Genomic DNA, 15,956 nt, shown 5'->3' with positions numbered 1-15,956 from the left:
TTACTTCTTAAGGTGCTAGATAAAATCAGTAAATTCTACTGTTTTATAGTATTTTAGTGAAATATTTGGTTTGATTTAAAATGGGTAAACCTACTTGAAATTATGGTCTGATACGAAAGTTCTAGTTTTTTTACTAACAGTTACTAGAATCTTGATATATATTCAATTTTCTTCTTGACCCTGACCTTGGGTAAGGGATTATACTAGTAGTAGATAAGAAAGGAGATTACTATGAAAATCAATATGATTCGTTCAGATAAAGTTTATCAAGAGATGTTAGAGCTACCCTTAGAAAAGAGAGAAGGTTGTTTTCGAGCCAAAATATTAGCACCTTTTGCAACAAAATATCAAACGCAACACATTCCTCTGAAAGCGAAGTATCCTGGAGGATTTGATGCCTTGTTCCTGCTTGGCTTTATGAATCAGTTGCCCGCAACTCTCTCAGAAAAGGATAGACCAGCTATCGACGCTCTGAGCTCTGATCAACTCTGGCAGGACTGCCAGGAAACCATCAAGAGGAGTATCGGTCTTTTTAAGCAAGCTGGCTATGATTTAGAGGTTGAGGATTACCATTTTACTATTTTATTGGGCAACCCTGAAAAGGCCATGTTACAGCTCAATAAGGGTTATAGCGGAGATGGTGGAATTCCAGGTTACCTCATGCTTAGTCTGCTACCGAATGACTATACTTTGCCACGTGTGCAAGCGGCACTGGCCCACGAGTGCAATCATAATGTCCGCTTCCAATTTATCAAATGGAACCAGCAGACGACATTAGTAGACTGGGTAGTCAGTGAAGGATTGGCAGAGTCTTTTGCAGCTGAGCTCTATGGCAAAGAGCTCATTGGACCTTGGGTCACTTCAACCAGTCCAGAGCAATTAGAGGAGATTAAGCCCATCATCTCAAGTCAGCTTCAGCTAACAGGGATGGCGGAAATGGCCCCTTATCTCTACGGTGATGAAATCGCGGAGATACAGGGTCAAATTCCAGTTGGTATGCCTTATGCTGCGGGCTATGCTTATGGCTATCATTTGATACAAGCCTATCTGAAAAATACTGGCAAGAGCATTATTGAGGCCACAGTAACACCAACAGAAGAGATTTTAGAGGCGACTGAAGACTTTTGGAAATGACACTTTTGTTTGAAAATTTGCCAGAACATGATATAATGTAGGTGATTTCAGGAGGTGATAGTATGCACTATAAAAGAATTGAATTGAAGGTGACAGATCAAGGAATTCATGAGAGTAAGATTTTTCAAGGTGTTAAGATTTTCAGCCGTAGTAAGTTATCTAAAGATCAGAAAAGCATTCTAACACAGAAGATTTACCTGACACCGAAGCAAAACATCGTTTACTATCAACGGACAGATGTCAACTATGACCAGAACTGGCATCATAATAAGGACTATTACGAACTAGTTTATGGTCAGTTGGACAGAGAGACTGTTTTTAAGGTTTGTCAAGATTTTGACGAACTAAGTCCTTTTCTGGAAAATGAGCTGCTTGAGAAGCTAAAAGAAAAGCAGTTAACAGGCAAATTTTTTGAAAAATTAGATATATAAAAATCCGGCTGCTTTTATAAGCAGTCGGATTTCTTTGAGTTATAGTTTGATAATCTTTCATAATAAAAATAGATCTATTTTTATCATGAGCAGCTAACTTAGTTAAAAGTTTTGGAAACAGTATAGTTGAAATCTATGAAGAATAAGTGTATAATCGAGAAAAATGATTGAGCGCTCACTCAATTATGTAGATGTGTAAAGGAGTTCATACAATGGTTGTTCAAGCAATACAATATAGTCGTTTCGGTGATGAAGAAGTGTTAGATTTAGTGAACATTAAATCTGATTCTTTGAAAGTGAATCAAGTTAGGGTAGAAGTTTATGCAGTTGGTTTAAATCCTATTGATTATAAAACTTTTGAGGGTGCAAAGCCACTTCGTTTTCTATCTTTTATGACGAAACTAAGGAGGCCAAGTCGTTGGTTTGAGTCAAAAGCATCTCTTTTTCCAAGAGGTATTGGTCGGGATTTTGCTGGAGTTATCACAGAAGTTGGTGAAGGAGTAAGTCGGTTTGCAGTAGGGGATAAGGTTTTTGGAACAATGATCAGTGACCCTGGATTAGGCACCAAGAGGGGAGCTTTGGCAACAGAAATTTGTGTCAATGAATCAGAAATTGTGTTGAAGCCAGAGATGATCGACATGACTCACGCAGCTACTATGGGAGTAGCTTCTCTAACTGTGGGTGGGGCTTTTAGAAGAATCGGTTTAAATTCAAGAGATACTGTTGTTATTTCAGCTGCAGCAGGAGGTATTGGAAGTATTGCAGTACAGTATGCAGTTGCTAAGGGGGCGACAGTGATCGGAATAGCAAGTAAGAAAAATGCAGAGTATCTGAAGTCTTTAGGTGCCATACCAGTAAGTTACGAAGAGAATATCAAGAAGGCTCTTCTATCAGCTAGTACAACGCCTATTACAAAATTTTTGGATTGCTATGGATCTGATTATGTTAGATTGGCTTTTAGTTTAGGCTTGAAAGGGACAGCTATTGGGACATTAGTACCTTCACCCTATGTTATGATAAAAGGTGCTCAGTTTACTGGTCCGAGACATTCCACATACGATGATTTTAGAACTTTAGCTGAAATGGTCTCAGACGGGAAGGTTCAGCTGAAAATTGATCAAGTGTATAACTTTTCTCTAAAGTCAGTTAGAGAAGCCTATCGAAGTCTGAAAATGGGACACAGTCGAGGCAAAAAAGTCGTAAAAGTAAGAGATTAGAATAGAGGTGCTAGCGATGGAAAGTTTAGAACAAAAGTATGCTCAGACGTTAGAAGCTAGCAACTTGAGCTTGAAACAACGTCGAGTATTATTATCAAGCTTAAAATTATTCTCAGAAATTGGGTTTGAAAATACAACGTCCAGCCTTATTGCCGAACGAGCTGGAGTGTCAGAAGGAACTGTTTTTAGTTACTTTAAAACAAAGGAAGGTATTTTAGAAGCCATTTTATCTACTTTTCTAGAACAGGTTATTCCAGATGTGATTGCTGATTTTTCTGAGAAGAAATTTACAGCAAACCAAGAGTCTTTTCCGCTATTTTTGAGAAGCATTGTTCGAGATAGACTAGTTTTCATTCAGAAGAATCAAATGCAAGTTAAAATTCTCTTGAGTCGTTCTTTTATTGATAAAACTATTTCTGACCAGTTAGGGAATGTTATTATTCACTCTATCATTAAGCCAATTAGTTCAGTTCTGAATCAGTTTAAAGAAAAAGGTGTTATCCGAGATTGGTCTAATGAAAGAATCGTTCGCTATATTTTGGCTTTGAGTCTTTCTTATGCTCTTCCAATGATGTTGATTGATAATGAGGACCTAGACATAGATGAAACAGTAAATGAAATAGTTGAATGCCTGTCTTTTGCCTTAGTAGAGGTAAAATAGATCTTGATTTTAAGCTTACTATTAGAAATAGTGGGCTTTTTTAAAACAAATATAAAAATCCCCAATCAGAGCGATTGAGGATTAAGCAAATGAATCTTAAACAATACCTTGTGCAATCATAGCATTGGCTACATTTTCAAAGGCAGCGATATTTGCTCCTGCAAGGTAGTCAGTACCAAGACCATATGTTTCAGCAGTTGTTTTAGCAGTGTTGAAGATATTTGTCATGATATCTTTGAGACGACCATCAACTTCTTCACGTGTCCATGAAAGGCGAAGGCTGTTTTGGCTCATTTCAAGGGCTGAAACGGCTACACCACCAGCGTTGGCAGCTTTGGCAGGTCCGTAAAGGATTCCGTTTTCTTTGTAGACTTTAATCGCATCAAGGTCACTAGGCATGTTGGCACCTTCAGATACACAGATAACGCCTTGAGCAACTAAGCGTTTAGCCGCTTCACCATTGATTTCGTTTTGAGTCGCACATGGAAGAGCGATGTCGTAGTTCCCAGCGTAAGTCCAGACAGAACCTTCATGGTAAGTAGCAGTTGCTTTCTCAGCTGCATACTCAGTCAAACGCGCACGACGGTTATTCTTCACATCTGCTAGAAGGTCGAAGTCGATACCATTTTCATCAATAACATAACCATTTGAGTCAGATACAGAGATGACAGTTGCACCAAGTTCAGTTGCTTTTTGAAGAGCGTATTGGGCTACGTTACCAGAACCTGAAATCACAACCTTCTTACCAGTAAAGCTGTTACCGTTGGCTTTGAGCATTTCTTCAGTATAGTAAACCAAACCGTAACCAGTTGCTTCTGGACGAATCAAGCTACCACCGAATCCAAGAGGTTTACCAGTCAAGACACCCGCATCAAATTGGTTAAGACGTTTGTATTGTCCATAGAGGTAGCCAATTTCACGACCACCGACACCGATATCACCTGCAGGTACGTCAAGAGATGGTCCGATGTATTTTTGCAATTCTGTCATAAAGCTTTGGCAGAAGCGCATCACTTCAGCATCAGTTTTTCCTTTAGGATCGAAGTCTGATCCACCTTTACCTCCACCAATTGGAAGTCCAGTCAAGACATTTTTAAAGATTTGTTCGAATCCGAGGAATTTCAAAATCCCTTGGTTAACAGTTGGGTGGAAACGAAGTCCGCCTTTATATGGTCCAACAGCTGAGTTGAATTGAACACGGTAGCCACGGTTGACTTGGACTTTTCCATCACGGTCAACCCAAGGAACTCGGAAAGAAATCACGCGCTCAGGCTCAGTGATTCGTGCTAAGATATTTTCTTCGATATACTCAGGGTGTTTTTCAAATACAGGTTCCAAAGTGCTGAAGAATTCTTCAACCGCCTGGAGAAATTCAGCCTCATGCCCATTACGAGCTTTTACAGTTTCAAACACGCTTTGGATATAGTCTTTAGCAGATGTCATATCGTTCTCCTTTTTGTTGTTATATTTTATTACATGAGCCATTATAGCAGAATTTTTTTTGAGTGTAAAGAAAAAAACAGAAATTTTCTAAAAATTCTTTCAATTCACAAAACCGAACATTTTATATAGAAATTAGTTTCTCAAAGAGAAAATCTTAAAGTATGGTATAATATTAGAAATAAAAGGAATCTGGAGGATTAGAATCATGGTATCAACAAAAACGCAAATAGCTGGCTTTGAGTTTAACAATTGCTTGATGAATGCAGCGGGTGTTGCCTGTATGACAATAGCTGAGTTGGAGGGTGTCAAAGACTCAGCAGCAGGAACCTTTGTTACGAAGACTGCGACCTTGGACTTCCGTCAGGGCAATCCTGAACCACGTTATCAGGATGTTCCACTTGGTTCCATCAACTCCATGGGTTTGCCAAATAATGGTTTAGACTATTATCTAAACTATCTTTTGGACTTGCAGGAAAAAGAGCCAAACCGTACCTTCTTCCTATCTTTAGTTGGCATGTCTCCAGAAGAAACACATACCATCTTGAAAAAAGTTCAAGAGAGTGAGTTTAAAGGACTGACCGAGCTCAATCTCTCTTGTCCTAATGTTCCAGGTAAGCCTCAGATTGCCTATGATTTTGAGACAACAGACCGTATCTTGTCAGAGGTATTTGCCTACTTTACCAAACCTCTTGGAATCAAGTTGCCACCATATTTTGATATCGTTCACTTTGACCAAGCGGCAGCTATTTTCAACAAATATCTTCTTAAGTTTGTTAACTGTGTGAACTCTATCGGAAACGGCCTTTATATAGAAGACGAGTCGGTCGTGATTCGTCCTAAAAATGGTTTTGGTGGCATTGGTGGAGAGTATATCAAACCGACTGCTCTCGCTAATGTTCATGCTTTCTATCAACGCTTAAATCCTCAAATCCAAATCATTGGAACGGGTGGTGTTCTAACGGGTCGTGATGCCTTTGAACACATCCTTTGCGGTGCTAGTATGGTGCAAGTAGGAACGACGCTCCACAAAGAAGGTGTCGGTGCTTTTGAACGCATTACCAATGAACTAAAAGCAATCATGGCAGAAAAAGGTTATGAGAACCTAGAAGATTTCCGTGGGAAATTGCGCTATATTGATTAAGTTTAATAAAAAATCAGAAGAAAGGAGAGAAGATGCTAGCCATTGAAGACAGTCAGAAGTTGACTTTATCAAGTCTATCTAGCTTGAACCTATTTACAGGGACAGACCAGGGCCAGTTTGAAGTTCTGAAGAGTCAAGTGTTGAAGCAGATTGGTTATGATCCAGCTGATCTCAATTTTGCTTACTTTGATATGAAAGAAGTAGCTTATAAAGACTTAGAGTTGGAGTTGGTCAGTCTCCCTTTCTTTGCTGATGAAAAAATCGTGATATTAGACCATTTTGTCGATATCACAACAGCCAAGAAACGTTTTTTAACAGATGATGAGCTCAAGTCATTTGAGGAATACCTTGACAATCCTTCGCCAACAACCAAGTTATTGATATTTGCGGAAGGAAAACTGGATAGTAAGAGACGGCTGGTCAAATTGCTCAAACGAGATGCGACTGTCTTTGATGCTATTGAACCCAAGGAACAAGAATTGCGCCAGTATTTCCAAAAGTGGAGTCAGACACAAGGCCTGCAGTTTGTGGGGCAATCCTTTGAAAATCTACTCATCAAGTCTGGTTTTCAATTTAGTGAAATCCAGAAAAATCTCCTTTTTTTGCAGTCTTATAAGTCCGACGGAGTGATTGAGGAGAAGGATATTGTCGAGGCTATTCCCAAGACCCTGCAGGACAACATTTTTGATTTGACTCAGCTTATTTTAGCTAAAAAGATTGATCAGGCCCGTGACTTGGTTAGAGACTTGACCTTGCAAGGGGAGGACGAAATCAAGCTCATAGCTGTCATGTTAGGACAGTTTCGTACCTTTACCCAAGTGAAGATTTTATCAGAGACTGGTCAGACGGAATCGCAGATTGCAAGCAGTCTGGGAACTTACTTGGGGCGCAATCCTAATCCTTATCAAATCAAGTTTGCACTGAGAGATTCGAGAGGGATTTCCTTGGCCTTTCTCAAGCGAGCGATTTCTTATTTGATTGAAACAGATTACCAGATTAAGACAGGTGTCTATGAAAAAAGTTACTTGTTTGAAAAGGCACTCTTGCAGATTGCGACAGAGGCAAATTGAGCAAAAAACTTGAAAAAAGAGGATGATTGCGTTATCATTTTCATATAGAAAGAAAAAGAGGTATTACAGATGGCTATTATCTTACCAGACCTTCCATACGCATATGACGCTTTGGAACCATACATCGATGCAGAAACAATGCACTTGCACCATGACAAACACCACCAAACTTATGTCAACAATGCGAATGCTGCTCTTGAAAAACACCCTGAAATTGGTGAAGACCTTGAAGCTTTGCTTGCTGATGTAGAATCTATCCCAGCTGATATCCGCCAAGCGCTTATCAATAACGGTGGGGGACACTTGAACCACGCTCTTTTCTGGGAATGGATGACTCCTGAAAAAACGGCTCCATCAGCAGAACTTGCAGCAGCAATCGATGCAACATTTGGTTCATTTGAAGAGTTCCAAGCAGCCTTTACAGCAGCAGCTACAACTCGCTTCGGTTCTGGATGGGCTTGGTTGGTTGTCAACAAAGAAGGAAAACTTGAAGTAACTTCAACAGCAAACCAAGACACACCAATCTCAGAAGGTAAAAAACCAATTTTGGGCTTGGACGTTTGGGAACATGCTTACTACGTGAAATACCGCAATGTACGTCCTGACTACATCAAAGCTTTCTTCTCAGTCATTAACTGGAACAAAGTAGATGAGCTTTACGCAGCAGCAAAATAATGAAAAGTAAGGGAAGAGTCATTCTTCTCTTTTTTGCTTTATATGGCAGAAGCCTGACAAAATCGTCAGACTTTTTTCATTTTTATGAGAAACGTGCTAACTGCTAGAAATTATGGTAAAATAGAGTATTAAGTAATCGTGGAAAAGGAAGACTATGCGTAAAGAAATTGCACCTGAATTATACAACTATAACAAGTTTCCTGGCCCAGAATTTCATGTAAATGGGGATAAGGTTGAGACTGAAGGGATTGCTTTTACCTTGGCTGAAAATATCAAGGATGCTTTCGATGTGACAGTCTTTAATCAACGCTTTTCAGAAGTGTTGACCAAGTTTGATTATGTCGTGGGTGACTGGAGCAATGAACAGCTCCGTCTACGTGGCTTTTACAAAGACGACCGAACAGAGGAAAAAAATGAAAAGATTAGTCGGTTACAGGACTATCTTTTAGAGTACTGTAGTTATGGTTGTGCCTATTTTGTTCTAGAAAATCAAGCACCGAAACGGGCTTCATTTGACAAAAAAATGCGTAAAAAGGATGAAGAAAACCTTCCTAGAAGAGGCAAGAAATCTTCGCAAAACAAGAGAAAACCAAATACGGATAAGCGAAATAGGCGTCGTCATAAGGATCAAAAGTCTCAGAAAGAGGACAAGGGACAGCGCCATTTTGTCATTCGTCAGAAATAGATAGAGAATAAGGAGAAGAGATGAAACCGTCTATTTATAGTTTAACACGTCAAACCATGCAAGAATGGGTATTAGAACAAGGAGAAAAGAAATTCCGAGCAGATCAAATCTGGGAATGGCTTTACCGTAAACGTGTGCAGTCATTTGAAGAAATGACCAACCTTTCCAAGGATTTGATTACCAAGCTCAATGACCAGTTTGTGGTCAATCCATTGAAACAACGAATTGTACAAGAGTCGGCTGACGGTACCGTTAAGTATCTTTTCGAGTTGCCAGATGGCATGTTGATTGAGACAGTACTCATGCGTCAACACTACGGTTTGTCAGTCTGTGTGACCACTCAGGTTGGCTGTAATATTGGTTGTACCTTCTGTGCGTCAGGATTGATCAAGAAGCAACGTGACCTCAATAACGGGGAAATCGTAGCGCAGATTATGCTAGTTCAGAAATACTTTGATGAACGTGGTCAGGACGAGCGTGTTAGTCATATCGTTGTCATGGGAATTGGTGAACCATTTGATAACTACAACAATGTGTTGAATTTCGTCCGTACCATCAATGATGACAAGGGGATGGCTATCGGTGCTCGTCACATCACAGTTTCAACTTCAGGTTTGGCCCATAAAATTCGTGACTTTGCTAATGAAGGGGTTCAGGTCAATCTCGCTGTTTCCCTTCACGCACCCAATAATGAATTGCGCTCAAGCATCATGAAGATCAACCGTGCCTTTCCGATTGAAAACCTCTTCGCAGCTATTGAGTACTACATCGAAACAACCAATCGCCGTGTGACTTTTGAATACATCATGCTCAATGAAGTCAACGACGGTGTTGAACAAGCTTTGGAGTTGGCGGAATTGCTCAAGAATATCAAGAAATTGTCATACGTCAACTTGATTCCCTATAACCCAGTTAGTGAACATGACCAATATAGCCGTAGTCCTAAAGAGCGCGTGATGGCCTTCTACGATACCCTCAAGAAAAAAGGAATCAACTGTGTCGTCCGTCAGGAACATGGTACAGATATTGATGCAGCTTGTGGACAATTGCGCTCCAATACAATGAAACGTGACCGCCAGAAGGCAGTCGCAGCGGTAAATCCATAAAATGACTAGAAAAAGAGAAATAATCTTAAGATCGGGAGTGGTTGTTTATAGCCTTTGCATTGTCTGTTTTTGCTTCACTCCCCAGCCTCAACTTCCTACAGGAGTGGAAACTCCAGGTATTCAAACTTTTGGACGCCTGGTTTTTCTTTTAACTCCCTTAAACTCCCTGTGGAATCTGGGTGAAGTGACCAGTTTGGGACAAGTCATTTGGATCTTTTTGCAGAATATTTTAAATGTCTTCTTGCTCTTCCCTCTGGTCTTTCAACTGATCTATCTCTGTCCAAACTTGCGGCAAACCAAAAAAATCATCCTTCTCAGTTTTCTTCTGAGCCTAGGAATTGAATGTACGCAGCTGGTCTTAGACTTTTTCTTTGATTTTAATCGCGTTTTTGAGATTGATGATTTGTGGACCAATACCCTGGGAGGCTATCTGGCTTGGCTCCTCTATAAAGGACTGCATAAAAACAAGATAAGGAATTAGAATGAGTATTTTAGAAGTTAAAAATCTGAGTCACGGTTTTGGTGACCGTGCAATTTTTGAAGATGTATCCTTCCGTCTCCTCAAGGGAGAACATATCGGTCTAGTCGGTGCCAATGGTGAGGGAAAATCAACCTTTATGAGTATTGTGACTGGTAAAATGCTGCCAGATGAAGGTAAGGTTGAGTGGTCTAAGTATGTGACTGCTGGCTATCTGGACCAGCATGCTGTGTTAAAAGAAGGGCAAACCGTTCGCGATGTTTTGCGGACAGCCTTTGATGAGCTTTTTAAAGCAGAAGCTCGTATCAATGACCTCTATATGGAAATGGCAGAAGAGGGAGCAGATATCGACGCGCTAATGGAAGAAGTTGGTGAACTCCAAGACCGTTTGGAGAGTCGAGATTTCTATACCTTGGATGCTAAGATTGATGAAGTAGCGCGTGCCCTCGGTGTCATGGACTATGGCATGGATACGGATGTAACAGCCTTATCAGGTGGACAAAGGACCAAGGTGCTTTTGGCTAAACTCCTCCTTGAAAAACCAGATATTTTGTTACTGGACGAGCCAACCAACTACTTGGATGCCGAACACATTGACTGGCTCAAGCGCTATCTCCAAAACTATGAAAATGCCTTTGTCCTTATTTCGCACGATATTCCTTTCCTTAACGACGTAATCAATATCGTCTATCATGTTGAAAATCAACAGTTGACGCGTTATTCTGGTGACTACTACCAGTTCCAAGAAGTCTATGCTATGAAAAAATCTCAGTTGGAAGCAGCCTATGAACGTCAACAGAAAGAGATTGCCGACCTCAAGGATTTTGTGGCTCGAAACAAAGCGCGTGTTGCAACGCGTAACATGGCCATGTCCCGTCAAAAGAAACTGGACAAGATGGACATCATTGAACTCCAAAGTGAGAAACCAAAGCCATCCTTTGATTTCAAATCGGCTCGTACTCCTGGTCGCTTTATCTTCCAAGCCAAGGATTTGCAGATTGGTTACGATCATCCTCTTACTAAACCCTTAAACCTCACCTTTGAACGCAATCAAAAGGTGGCCATCATTGGAGCCAACGGTATCGGGAAAACAACCCTCTTGAAGTCTCTCTTGGGCATTATCCCACCAATCGCTGGAGAAGTCGAACGTGGAGATTACCTAGAACTTGGTTATTTTGAGCAAGAAGTGGAAGGAGGCAATCGCCAAACACCACTAGAAGCTGTTTGGAATGCCTTCCCTGCACTCAATCAAGCAGAAGTCCGTGCGGCCCTTGCCCGCTGTGGTTTGACGACTAAGCACATCGAAAGCCAAATTCAGGTCTTGTCGGGTGGGGAACAAGCCAAGGTGCGTTTCTGTCTCTTGATGAACCGTGAAAATAACGTCTTAGTGCTGGACGAGCCGACCAACCACCTAGATGTGGATGCCAAGGATGAACTCAAACGTGCTCTGAAAGAGTATAAGGGATCTATCCTTATGGTCTGCCACGAACCAGACTTCTATGAAGGCTGGATGGACCAAATCTGGGATTTTAACAAGCTAACTTAAAAGCACTAAAAAGGCCAAGTCGAAATGACTTGGCTTTTTTGACTAGTAATTTAAATAGTTTTCAACTTCAGATTTCTCAATTTCTTTACCGTAGTGGCAAATCGGACAAGAAACGAAGTAACTTTTACCATAAGGAAAAAGTGGAATCCAGTAGAGGGTAAATTTGCGCCCTGTTTCAACAATTTCCCACGTGTCGACATTGTTACAGTGACCACATTCGATCGCAGTTTGCGTATGTCCCAAATCTTTCTGATAACCTTTAGAACCCCAAAATAAAATCATGTCATCGTCTCCTTATCTGTTGATGCCTTATTTTTTGCTGAAATCGTAATCCTTCACTACTTCGATACTATCAATGGTGATAGCAGAAGTCGGTTTGTCTTTCTCATCTTTTTCAGCTTTGGCAATCTTGTCGACAACATCCATGCCGTCGATGACTTGGCCAAAGACAGTATGTTTGCCATCTAGGCTAGGATTTCCGCCTTCTTTATAGGCTTCGATGATTTTCTTAGGATACTTGCTGGTAGGGAGTTTAGTAGAAATATCTGTTGAGTTTTGGTTGATGAAGAATTGGCTACCGTTGGTATTTGGTTGACCAGTGTTAGCCATAGCAAGGGCTCCGCGGATATTGTATAGGTATGGAGAGATTTCATTTTTGAAACCAGTTCCCTTGTCCTTCGTTTTATCCTTATCATGCCAGATGGATTGACCACCTGTACCATCTCCCTTAGGATCTCCAGTTTGGACCATAAAGCCATCGATGACACGGTGGAAGGTAATTCCGTTATAGTAGCCTTCTTTAGCGTGAGTGAGGAAGTTTTCAACTGCTAGTGGTGCTAGTTTTGGAAAGAGTTTAACACGAATATCACCCTGACTTGTGTGGAGAATCACTTCGGCTTCATCTTCAGCAACTTCCTTAGAAAGTTGAGGGAAGTTGGCATTTTCATTGGTCAAAGCGTCATTCAAATCTTTGGCAGCTTGAGCAGCCGCTTTAGAGCTTTCTTCAGCAGAGATACTGGATTCGACATAGTCATCACCACGGAGACCACGCTGGATACTAGTACATCCAGCAAGAGCTATAGTTGAAAGTAAAAGAAGAGTTGCTAGTTTTTTCATTGTTTTCCTCTCAAAAATTCATTTCTATCATTGTACCTTAAAAGGAGATTGATTTCAAATGTAAAAGATCAGGCAAGTTTTCAGAAAATAAATTTACAGACTGCTTGATTAGAGATTTTTCTTTGGATGACGGTCGATAATTTCCTGATATTGTTCCAGTATCTGCTCTCCCTTTGGAGTCAATTTGTAGCCTCTAATCGAAAAGTGACTAGCTAATTCCTCTTCTGATAAGTTTTCATGAAGAGCTTGATTAAGATCAGCAGCTTTCATCTTAGAAAGTCCTGTAACTCCCTTACTTTTGAGGATATTCTTTTTCATTGTAGCATTCAGATGGTCGAGTGAATCAAAGGCGGTTTCGATAATAGTATAGCCTTTTTCTACCAGACTGCTTAGATGTTTTGGTGCATCAATGCCATAAGTGTACTCGAAATATTTAGGAAACCAGGTCTCAAAAAGAATTATGCTTCCTCTTTCTGTATGAGTTCAAAGAGGTCTTCTACTTTCAGATTAAAAACTTGAGCAATTTTAAGAGCCATTTCCAGCGAAGGATTGTAACGGTTATTTTCCAAGTGTAGAATTGTCTCACGTCGCATGCCTATGAGGTCGGCTAACTCTTGCTGGGTCATGCCTGTGGACTCACGAACAGATTTGAGATTAGTAATAATCTTGCTTTCTTTGGCCATGCTTATCCTCTACGTTCCAAGATAAAATAGACAACCGCAAAGATGCAAATCAAGGCAGCTATGCTAATAAAGATCTGGCCCATGTAAAGAGTAAGAGACCCCATATACCCAATGATAACTGCTAGGATCATCAGTGCACCTAGTATAAAAACAAACATCAAGCTAGCTGCCTTGGCTAAATTAGCATAAAAGCGTTCGTCCGGAGTTTCCTTGACATTTTTCAAACAGAAAAAACCAAATACAATCACTTCAATAACGAGGCCAATTCCCAAAATCCATTCTTTAATACCAGAACTTTCGCTTGGGGTCGCAACCCAAATCCCTACTGTATAAAAAATGCTTGCTGCAAACAAAAGTATCGTGTAAAACTTAGCAGACAAGTCAAAAATAGTCTTTCCTTTACCTTTCTGACTCTTATGAGGCCATGGTTTCATATGTAGCCAGCCCCAAATAGCTATAATCTGCCCTAACACTGAAATACCAGTAATAACTAACTTGGGTCCCCAACTAAGATTAGAACCAAATAAAACAGTAAAATCAATAAAGAGAGCTGCGGAAATCATTGTAATGAGGCCACCCGTTTTTTGACTTTTTTTCATGATAGACTCCTTTCCTTATGTTAGAAATATTTAACAATCTTTATGTTATAAATATATCACACTTCAATTTGGAAAGCAAGAATTTATCTGTCAATGAGGCAATTATTTGAAAAAATTTTTTAATAAAAGCCCTTGCTAGTTAAACAACTAAAGAATTTTTTGAAGCAATGCATCGGATTTGGTTTGGATAGTTTCGTTAATAATATTTGATGATAAAGAATTTTTGGAAAATCTAGATACTGTATGAATCTCTACTTTTTTTAGACTGTTATTAAGTCTGTCAGAATAAGCATTGTAGGTGTAGAAGTTAATTTTTACAGAATTAAATTATTCCCCTATTTAGAATCTATTAATTCATATTTTATAAATTAATTAGTAGATATTGTTCTTAAAATCCTTGATATTTCGCTGTTTTTAGTCCAATTGAAATCTATACTTTCCAAACCAAGTCTTAAGAAAGCTCGCAAAGCTAGCCAGTTCTCTAAACGTTAAGAACTAGCTACAATACAGCATTTACAACACTTCATATATCACACCATTCAATTAAAAGTTATTCAAATTAGATGAAAATTTATTTTCTGAAAAATCGGGAAAAGGTTGATTTTAAGTGGATTTTGAAATATATTCAAATTGGAGTTTTAAAAACCAGCTTTCGGTGGTAAAAGTACCAAAGTTGATTCTCCAAAGGAGGATAATATCACCTGCCAGAAGATTGTCTTCTATTTCATTTTGGGACAAACTTGGGATTTAGTAGCCAAGTCTCGATATCACGATCAGGAGAGATGTAAGGCTTAACCTGATGGTCTTTGTAAATGTTCTCTAGACTAGTATTCATAAAGTTTCTCTTTCTAATTTATCCCTATTAATCTAATAAATTTCTAAAAAAATAAAAATTTTAAACTCTGTCAAGTTTTTTTCTTGACACCTATCAGAAATCTGCTATAATAGAACATGTGATAAATAGCTCAGCTATCTCACCGAAATAAAAAAATAAGAAAAGAGACATTAAAAATGGCAGTTAAAATCCGTTTGACTCGTATGGGTTCTAAGAAAAAACCTTTCTACCGTATCAACGTAGCAGACTCACGTTCACCACGTGACGGACGTTTCATCGAAACAGTTGGAACTTACAACCCACTTGTTGCTGAAAACCAAGTGACTTTGAAAGAAGACCGCGTTCTTGCATGGTTGGCTGATGGAGCTCAACCTTCAGATACGGTTCGCAACATCCTTTCAAAAGAAGGCGTATTGAAAAAATTCCACGATTCTAAATTCTCAAAATAAGTTTAAAGTAGGTTGACAGATGGATACGATTGAAAATCTCATTATTGCGATTGTGAAACCTTTGATTTCACAACCTGATGCCTTAACTATCAAGATCGAAGACACACCAGAGTTTTTGGAGTATCACTTGGATCTTGACCAAAGCGATGTCGGTCGTGTTATCGGTCGTAAGGGTCGCACTATCTCAGCGATAAGAACGATTGTCTACTCTGTCCCAACTGAAGACAAAAAAGTAAGAATCGTTATCGATGAAAAATAAAAAAAGCGGGACAGATGTCTCGTTTTTTTGTGAGGAGAAGATGAAGGATTTAACGTTTAGACAATTACAAGCTTACTTACTCGAACATTACCAGCAATCTCGAACTGAGGAAGGCCTCTTTATCAAGCTAGTGGAGGAAATCGGAGAAGTAGCCGAGGTCTTGAATGGGCGCTCTGGTCGAAAAGAGGGTGTTCAGGACTCAAATGAGGAACTTGCCAAAGAATTGGCTGATATCATTCATTATACCGTCGCAATCGCAGCTATCAACGATATTGACCTAACCAAAACCATCTTTGACAAAGATAAGAAGGCTGCCATTAAGTACCAACATGAACGAGATTTAGAAAAGTTTTTAGACGCTCAAAGCTAATTGCAGTCACTGTTCTTCAACTTGTGAAAATCCTTGGAACGTGATAAAATAAAGGATA

General features: G+C 39.7%; 20 protein-coding genes and 1 pseudogene. 14 read left to right on the top strand and 7 right to left on the bottom strand.

Translation table 11 applies throughout. The features are described from left to right. Positions 1-231 precede the first annotated feature (231 nt). From FQT28_RS06235 to FQT28_RS06220, 4 genes are all read left to right on the top strand, one after another. A complete protein-coding gene (locus FQT28_RS06235) occupies positions 232-1,134 on the top strand; it encodes a DUF2268 domain-containing putative Zn-dependent protease (protein ID WP_143989719.1) in 903 nt (300 codons plus the stop codon). Positions 1,135-1,196: 62 nt separating this feature from the next. Beyond that, positions 1,197-1,565 carry an EXLDI protein gene (locus tag FQT28_RS06230; RefSeq protein ID WP_132973967.1) on the top strand — a complete coding sequence of 123 codons (369 nt, stop codon included), beginning with the start codon at positions 1,197-1,199 and terminating at the stop codon, positions 1,563-1,565. A gap of 212 nt (positions 1,566-1,777) precedes the next feature. Further along, positions 1,778-2,782, top strand: coding sequence for an NADP-dependent oxidoreductase (locus FQT28_RS06225; protein WP_084948790.1), 1,005 nt, complete (start codon positions 1,778-1,780; stop codon positions 2,780-2,782). A gap of 16 nt (positions 2,783-2,798) precedes the next feature. Then, positions 2,799-3,443: a TetR/AcrR family transcriptional regulator gene (locus tag FQT28_RS06220; protein ID WP_143989718.1), complete on the top strand. Its 645-nt coding sequence runs from the start codon at positions 2,799-2,801 to the stop codon at positions 3,441-3,443. Between the two features lie 96 nt (positions 3,444-3,539). On the opposite strand, the gene gdhA is transcribed toward FQT28_RS06220, so the two are convergent. Beyond that, positions 3,540-4,886, bottom strand: a complete 1,347-nt coding sequence (gene gdhA, locus FQT28_RS06215) for an NADP-specific glutamate dehydrogenase (protein ID WP_143989717.1) — start codon at positions 4,884-4,886, stop codon at positions 3,540-3,542. Positions 4,887-5,091: 205 nt separating this feature from the next. On the opposite strand from gdhA, the gene FQT28_RS06210 reads away from it, so the two are divergent. The 7 genes from FQT28_RS06210 to FQT28_RS06180 all read left to right on the top strand — a co-directional run bounded on the left by FQT28_RS06210 (position 5,092) and on the right by FQT28_RS06180 (position 11,587). Beyond that, positions 5,092-6,027 carry a dihydroorotate oxidase gene (locus FQT28_RS06210; protein WP_143989716.1) on the top strand — a complete coding sequence of 312 codons (936 nt, stop codon included), beginning with the start codon at positions 5,092-5,094 and terminating at the stop codon, positions 6,025-6,027. Between the two features lie 32 nt (positions 6,028-6,059). Continuing rightward, on the top strand, positions 6,060-7,097 hold the full coding sequence (gene holA, locus FQT28_RS06205; RefSeq protein ID WP_143989715.1) for a DNA polymerase III subunit delta: 1,038 nt from the start codon (positions 6,060-6,062) through the stop codon (positions 7,095-7,097). 69 nt (positions 7,098-7,166) lie between these two features. Further along, positions 7,167-7,772, top strand: a complete 606-nt coding sequence (gene sodA / locus FQT28_RS06200) for a superoxide dismutase SodA (protein WP_143989714.1) — start codon at positions 7,167-7,169, stop codon at positions 7,770-7,772. Positions 7,773-7,926: 154 nt separating this feature from the next. Beyond that, the gene (locus FQT28_RS06195) at positions 7,927-8,457 is read left to right on the top strand and encodes a YutD family protein (protein ID WP_143989713.1); all 531 of its coding nucleotides are present in this window, start codon (positions 7,927-7,929) and stop codon (positions 8,455-8,457) included. Between the two features lie 20 nt (positions 8,458-8,477). Beyond that, positions 8,478-9,563 (top strand): dual-specificity RNA methyltransferase RlmN, encoded by a 1,086-nt coding sequence (rlmN, locus tag FQT28_RS06190; RefSeq protein ID WP_143989712.1) that lies wholly within the window; start codon positions 8,478-8,480, stop codon positions 9,561-9,563. Position 9,564: 1 nt separating this feature from the next. Further along, positions 9,565-10,044 carry a VanZ family protein gene (locus FQT28_RS06185; RefSeq protein WP_143989711.1) on the top strand — a complete coding sequence of 160 codons (480 nt, stop codon included), beginning with the start codon at positions 9,565-9,567 and terminating at the stop codon, positions 10,042-10,044. Between the two features lies 1 nt (position 10,045). Continuing rightward, entirely contained in the window at positions 10,046-11,587 is a 1,542-nt protein-coding gene (locus FQT28_RS06180) for an ABC-F family ATP-binding cassette domain-containing protein (RefSeq protein ID WP_143989710.1), read from the top strand. A 42-nt stretch (positions 11,588-11,629) separates the two neighbouring features. On the opposite strand, the gene FQT28_RS06175 is transcribed toward FQT28_RS06180, so the two are convergent. The 6 genes and pseudogenes from FQT28_RS06175 to FQT28_RS10225 form a co-directional block, all read right to left on the bottom strand. Then, a complete protein-coding gene (locus FQT28_RS06175) occupies positions 11,630-11,869 on the bottom strand; it encodes a zinc-ribbon domain-containing protein (RefSeq protein WP_000600214.1) in 240 nt (79 codons plus the stop codon). Positions 11,870-11,896: 27 nt separating this feature from the next. Next, entirely contained in the window at positions 11,897-12,703 is an 807-nt protein-coding gene (locus FQT28_RS06170; protein WP_143989709.1) for a peptidylprolyl isomerase, read from the bottom strand. A 108-nt stretch (positions 12,704-12,811) separates the two neighbouring features. Further along, positions 12,812-13,021, bottom strand: a complete 210-nt coding sequence (locus FQT28_RS10155; RefSeq protein ID WP_143989708.1) for a hypothetical protein — start codon at positions 13,019-13,021, stop codon at positions 12,812-12,814. Between the two features lie 140 nt (positions 13,022-13,161). After that, the gene (locus FQT28_RS06160) at positions 13,162-13,386 is read right to left on the bottom strand and encodes a helix-turn-helix transcriptional regulator (protein ID WP_143989707.1); all 225 of its coding nucleotides are present in this window, start codon (positions 13,384-13,386) and stop codon (positions 13,162-13,164) included. Between the two features lie 2 nt (positions 13,387-13,388). Next, positions 13,389-13,985, bottom strand: coding sequence for a hypothetical protein (locus FQT28_RS06155; protein WP_143989706.1), 597 nt, complete (start codon positions 13,983-13,985; stop codon positions 13,389-13,391). 603 nt (positions 13,986-14,588) lie between these two features. After that, a pseudogene (locus FQT28_RS10225) lies at positions 14,589-14,820 on the bottom strand (hypothetical protein). 176 nt (positions 14,821-14,996) lie between these two features. On the opposite strand from FQT28_RS10225, the gene rpsP reads away from it, so the two are divergent. The 3 genes from rpsP to FQT28_RS06130 are packed head-to-tail and all read left to right on the top strand — an operon-like array spanning position 14,997 to position 15,898. Then, positions 14,997-15,269, top strand: a complete 273-nt coding sequence (rpsP, locus tag FQT28_RS06140) for a 30S ribosomal protein S16 (protein WP_000268760.1) — start codon at positions 14,997-14,999, stop codon at positions 15,267-15,269. 19 nt (positions 15,270-15,288) lie between these two features. Beyond that, a complete protein-coding gene (gene kphA / locus FQT28_RS06135; RefSeq protein ID WP_000379617.1) occupies positions 15,289-15,528 on the top strand; it encodes an RNA-binding protein KphA in 240 nt (79 codons plus the stop codon). A gap of 40 nt (positions 15,529-15,568) precedes the next feature. Then, a complete protein-coding gene (locus FQT28_RS06130; RefSeq protein WP_125449377.1) occupies positions 15,569-15,898 on the top strand; it encodes a MazG nucleotide pyrophosphohydrolase domain-containing protein in 330 nt (109 codons plus the stop codon). Positions 15,899-15,956 lie beyond the last annotated feature (58 nt).

Origin of the sequence: Streptococcus oralis (assembly GCF_901543815.1) — a bacterium.
GTDB classification, from domain to species: Bacteria; Bacillota; Bacilli; order Lactobacillales; family Streptococcaceae; genus Streptococcus; species Streptococcus oralis_CM.
This window is presented reverse-complemented; position numbering and strand designations above follow the sequence as displayed.